Here is a 5,595-nt window from a genome sequence, read left to right on the forward strand (position 1 = left end):
CCGGCACGGAATATGGCGCTGCAGATGGTTTCAAGGCAATACTTACCCCGGATAAAAAGATAATAAACACCGGAAAAACACTTTTCAAAGATAACGGCAACGTCAGATTCGGTCTCATCTGCAGTGGCGACAAATTCATACATGAAAAGAAAGAAGTTGAAGAAATAAAAGGCAGATTTCCACAAGCGCTTGCAGTTGACATGGAATCCGCCTCTATCGCCCAGACCTGCACGCGATGCGGAATCCCGTTTGCGATAATCCGGGTAATGAGCGACACTCCGGGCGCAGCGGAAAACGTATCGCAATACGTTGATTTCTGGAACAAAGCACCCGAAAAAACTTTCGAATGTGTCTCCCGCATCATCAAAAACCTGTAATTGTATAAGGTATTTATTGCTATGTACCTGATGGACATATGACATACCTTATCTTCCGTTATGCGAGATAACTATATACAATATCAGGTAGTTATAAATTTAAATCAATCTCATTTACAATGATTTCATTCATTTCAAAAACTGCAAAAATACTATACACCATCGTAGCCTGTGTCCTCCTAATGGTTGTATATAACGAGGCATGGAGAATTACTGCATTATTGGGATTACATTCTGCTTCACTGATGAAATTCATCGTTGGCTATTCAATAATGTTTCTCGGAGTAATGGTACTCATGGCCGTTGTAATAAAACCAAAAGAAATATTTTCTTTTCTTGGCTTAAATGGCAATATGACCAAAGGATTAGGTATCGCCCTTATTTGTGTCCTGCCTCTCTTTATCGTGTTTCCCATCCTCGGCTCATTCAATACTGACGCCACAATTTCTTTTGTTTTGAGGAAAAGCATTTTACCGGGATTTATGGAGGAATTTATGTTCAGGGCATTTATGTTCGGTTTGCTTTTCCGATATGCAAAAACCGGCTTCTTTTGGTCCGTGATATTACCCGCACTGTTGTTTGGTACACTGCATCTTTATCAGGGACATGATGCTCTTTCATCATTCGCCGCTTTCGGAGTAACCTTTTTAGGCGCGGTTTATTTTAGTTGGATGTATGTTGAATGGAATTTCAATCTATGGGTACCTGTTGGTTTGCACATTCTGATGAACGGTGCGTGGGTAATATTCACTATGGATGGAACGGAAGTAGCCGCCGGAGGATTAATTTCAAACATTGTTCGTGTAACCAGTATCTTGTTGGCAATTACCATTACTGTATGGTATAAGAAACGGAACGACACCAAGATTTTCAAATATCCTGTTTGGCAATTTTAGAATTTCCGTCTTTCAGTTATATAGGACGATAGCATACTCTTGCAGTATGCTATCGTCCGTTTTTTTCAGCCTCAAATTGAATTTTCTCCGATAAACACCACCGATGCTCAAAATACAGTTTTATTAACTTGCTATTTTTTATGAGTTATACCACGTCAATCATTTTTTTATCAAAAAAATTTCGGCAAATGAAACTTTCGGGGCTAAATCTGCACCTAACGAGGCAAAGCAAACAAAACAAGTTCAGTATGACAGACCCACCAACAACAGAAAGGGATTTTGCTTCGCTCATTAAGCTGCACTCCCGAATCATCAATAAGGTCAGCTATTTCTATGCTACCGACAAATTGCCGTTTGACGACCTCCGGCAAGAAATCTATGTCAACATATGGCTCGGTTTAAACCAATTCCGAGGCGACAGCAAAATGTCAACATGGATTTACAGGGTAGCTGTAAACTCGGCACTCATGGCCTTGCGCTCGTCGAAACCTAAAATCGAAACTGTATCGCTTGACTTCGGACTGCTCGAAGTATCTACCGAAATTGACGATGTGCAAAAGGAGAATCTTCAAGCCTTGCACTCTCTGATCAATAGACTTGAAGATATAGAGAAAGCAATTATTCTCCTATGGCTAGATGAATATTCCTACGATGAAATAGCCGACACCCTCGGACTTAAACGCAACACTGTTGCAGTCAAAATCCACCGCATCAAAGAAAAACTCTCAAAACAGATATAATATGCAACTCGACGAACTCAAAAAAAGTATGTCAACGCTTGAGCAGGTGCTCGCCAAGACCAACACCGATATAAAGATAAACGTATCTGCCTCCGAAACCGCGCAAACCAAGATACTCAAAAAATTCCGTCAGGGATTCACCTCTTGCCTTATACTCGCCATTGTGTTCGCTGCAATGGCACTCGGCAACCTCAATCCATACTCATTCCCCTTATCGCTTAAAATATATCTCGTGGTATATCTGCTACTCGGCGCAGCGTGGTACATTTTTATGTATCTTAAACTCAAAAGCATCAATATTGCAGCCCTTACCCCAAGCAATTTGTTCTCCAAGACAGCCAACATAAGATTACTGATGATTTCCGGCGAAGTAATATTCGGTATGGGTATAGTCATCTTATTTACCCTGCTTCTGCCTAACGCATGGGAGTTCAACCATACCGGCTTTTGGTGTGTCATAGGAACGCTAGTTGTAGCAATCATTTACGGAATCGTTCATATGTGGCCTCAATATATAAAACTGTTCCGCGACCTCAATTCCATAAAGGAATAATCCATTCTAATCAATCTTCAAAACACAACAAAGCCGCTCCTTATCGAGCGGCTTTGTTATTGCGTTAAAATCGACAGCTCTTACCGTTAAAATAGTTAATAAGTGTTTATTCTAACGAATTGAATCCGATTGAAACTGGATTTGCCAAACGGCTGAAATGCAGATATTTCGGTCTTGGCACAGTTTTAAGGAAAACACATCGCCAAATCAGCTTATTTTTGTACAGCACAGCTTATAATTGTCTGATATTCAATGGTAGCCAATACTTCCTAATGAGCTCCATTGCCGTCAACCGTCGGCACTATCCCGATAAGCCTTGACAGGATTTCACGCCACGCAGCCGCGATGTCGAATGAAGGAACACATAGAGTATGCGCTCCATGAAGCCGTTGGCGTTGCGGTTGTTCGCCGCGAGGTCGGTAAGCACCTTCGGCTGTATAGTGCCGATGACGCATAGGAACGGATTGCGGATAAACACACCGCTCTGACTGCTCTTGCGGTCGGACATGGCAACCTTGTGGTTGAACACTGACATCCAGAACTCCGATTCCGAGCCACTGTTGTAGCGGTTGAAATTCTTGACCCATCCGGCAAGCTCGTCATACATCAGTATCAGTCCGCGGGGATTCTCCGAGAGAATGCGGTGTACCGCCTCGTTGGTAACGTCCTGCATCATGAACCTGACGCGCCTGGGTTCGGCAGGGTTGAGTTCGTAACCGTTGGCTCCCCTTTCTTTCGGTGGCAGTTCCATAGCTGCATTGCAGCGTTTCAACTCCTCGCCAAACTGAGCCGCTTTCCCGGCATCGTGGTCGATGAGTGGCTGCATGAGGTAACTGAGCGGATGGCTCTTGCATACACCGGGGCATCCGACAAGGGCAACGAAAAGAATGGCGTATTCTTTCCACCCTGCCATAGCTTCCGCTGAATGGGTGTTCCCAATTACAGCAGCCATCGCAGTCAGCATCGAACCTGCAATGTAGTCTTTCGGGAAACCGAGAGTGGCGTTCGCCTCGTTGACAATCTCCTGCAACTTTGCAGGCAGGACGTCAATGGGGAAATCACTGATACTCTGCGATGTCGGTTGTGTTGCAATCAGGCGGTCAGATATCGCAGACTGATTGGTCAGTTGGTTAGGTATGTGATTTGTAACCTGTTCACTTGACTGACAAGTCACTTCCGTACATTTGATTGCAGATGCATCAGGATTGCTGCCGGCTTTCTTCTTTGCTGTCGCTTTTTTCTCGCTGACCTTAGGCTTGGGGGTAGCCTTTGCTGATGATGTCGTTTCCTTTTTCATCGGCTGCCTCCTTTCTTCTTCGGCTTGTCATTGGAGCTAAGTACGCCTACGGCGTTGCCGTCAATGAGTTTGCTCTCAGCCCATGCAAGCAGTTCCTGTGCCTTGAAATGAAGTTTGTTTCCGAACTTCTAGCTAATAAATTAAACACATATAAAAAAATCATAAGCTGCAGCATACCTATTTAATGCGATAAGAAAACTTAAATTGAATTTTTAGTTTTCAAATATGGCCCAATATTGGTCAAATTTGCGCATTTTTAAACTTTTTAATATATTTTCATAAGTTTAATTGTTAATTTTGTAGAGATTTTGATGGTTATACCCTCTACAAGACTTAAATTTTGATAAAACTCACGTCTTGACTGAGAAGTAGAGACAAATGCAGTTTCTAAATAACAGGTAAATAATTAAACAAACCATATTGATATGAGAATTAGAAAATTGTATGCATTGTCTTTGTCGACGATGGCAGTGGCAATGATTCTCCCTTCATGCAAGGGAAACACAGAGCAGCAACAGGGAAGCGCACCTGAGCTTGCGGTAATGACTATCGGAGAAGAAGACACCAGACTTGAGACAGGCTATCCGACCTCTCTGAGAGGTGAGAACGATGTCGAAATCCGTCCCCAGATATCAGGATTCCTGACAAAAGTGAATGTTGAGGAGGGGCAGAGAGTGAACAAAGGTCAGGTGCTCTTCACTATTGACCAGGTAAGTCTTCAGGCAGCCGTTGACGCAGCCAACGCAGCTGTAGCCGTAGCACAGGCGAACGTCAACACCGCCCAGACCAATGCGAACAACAACAAGATACTTTTTGATAAAAACATAATAAGTTCTCCGGCATACCAGACATCAGTAGATGCCTTGAACGCAGCAAAAGCCCAGCTCCATCAGGCGCAGGCAAACCTTGTCAACGCACGCAAGAACCTGTCTTACTCGGTAGTGACAGCTCCTGCCTCCGGCATTGTAGGCACCATTGACTATCGCGAGGGATCGCTTGTATCACCCACCACACTGCTCACAGTGCTTTCAAACAGTAGCGACATGAGGGCGTCATTCTCTCTTAATGAAAAAGACATTCTTAACATGACAGACAACGGGAGCCGCTCCATTCAGGAAGCGATTTCTCAGATGCCGGCAGTCACTCTTCTCCTTGCTAACGGAGAACGTTACAAGCATCCCGGGAAAATAATCTCAATTTCCGGTGTCATAGATCCCACTACCGGAGCAGCTTCCGCTACGGCGATCTTCCCCAACCCGGATGGAATGCTACGCAGCGGCAACAGCGGACAGGTGTTGATTCCGTCTATTCGAAGCAGTGCGATTATCATTCCACAGAACGCAACATTCGAAATACAGGATATGAAATTCTGTTATGTCGTAGGAGATTCAAGCAAAGTGCACTCCACTCCTATTCAGATTGCAGCTGAGAACGATGGCAAGAACTATATCGTTACAGGCGGTCTGAAGCCGGGCGATGTAATTGTGACAGAGGGAGTAGGTATCACAGTCAAGGATGACATGGTCATCAAACCCAAGAAATAAGTTATCTGACGATGAATTTATCAACATTTATAAACAGACCGGTGCTTTCGACCGTAATCTCGATATTCATCGTGATTTTCGGTCTTCTCGGACTGGCATCCCTGCCGGTAGAGCAATACCCTGATATCGCACCACCTACAATTCAGGTTTCCACCAACTATACAGGCGCCAACGCACAGAGTGTGCTC

General features: G+C 44.1%; 7 protein-coding genes. 6 read left to right on the forward strand and 1 reads right to left on the reverse strand.

The features are described from left to right. The 4 genes from mtnN to JX312_RS08445 all read left to right on the forward strand — a co-directional run. Window positions 1-377 (forward strand): 5'-methylthioadenosine/S-adenosylhomocysteine nucleosidase (mtnN, locus tag JX312_RS08430; RefSeq protein WP_204457690.1); only part of this gene is annotated, 377 nt, incomplete at its 5' end. A gap of 119 nt (window positions 378-496) precedes the next feature. Continuing rightward, on the forward strand, window positions 497-1,273 hold the full coding sequence (locus tag JX312_RS08435; RefSeq protein ID WP_123407415.1) for a CPBP family intramembrane glutamic endopeptidase: 777 nt from the start codon (window positions 497-499) through the stop codon (window positions 1,271-1,273). A 248-nt stretch (window positions 1,274-1,521) separates the two neighbouring features. Further along, window positions 1,522-2,013: an RNA polymerase sigma factor gene (locus JX312_RS08440; RefSeq protein WP_164916610.1), complete on the forward strand. Its 492-nt coding sequence runs from the start codon at window positions 1,522-1,524 to the stop codon at window positions 2,011-2,013. A 1-nt stretch (window position 2,014) separates the two neighbouring features. Beyond that, on the forward strand, window positions 2,015-2,566 hold the full coding sequence (locus JX312_RS08445) for a hypothetical protein (protein WP_124029842.1): 552 nt from the start codon (window positions 2,015-2,017) through the stop codon (window positions 2,564-2,566). Window positions 2,567-2,867: 301 nt separating this feature from the next. Here the strand turns inward: JX312_RS08445 and JX312_RS08450 are convergent, their stop codons facing one another. Further along, a complete protein-coding gene (locus JX312_RS08450; protein WP_128708037.1) occupies window positions 2,868-3,863 on the reverse strand; it encodes a DUF3987 domain-containing protein in 996 nt (331 codons plus the stop codon). Between the two features lie 425 nt (window positions 3,864-4,288). On the opposite strand from JX312_RS08450, the gene JX312_RS08455 reads away from it, so the two are divergent. Continuing rightward, complete coding sequence (locus JX312_RS08455) at window positions 4,289-5,407, forward strand: efflux RND transporter periplasmic adaptor subunit (protein WP_123406889.1); 1,119 nt, start codon at window positions 4,289-4,291, stop codon at window positions 5,405-5,407. A gap of 11 nt (window positions 5,408-5,418) precedes the next feature. Then, window positions 5,419-5,595, forward strand: a 177-nt coding sequence (locus tag JX312_RS08460; protein WP_204457691.1) for an efflux RND transporter permease subunit, incomplete at its 3' end; no start/stop codon positions are given.

This window comes from Barnesiella sp. CU968, assembly GCF_905219685.1.
In the GTDB taxonomy this organism is placed as follows: Bacteria; Bacteroidota; Bacteroidia; order Bacteroidales; family Muribaculaceae; genus Lepagella; species Lepagella muris_A.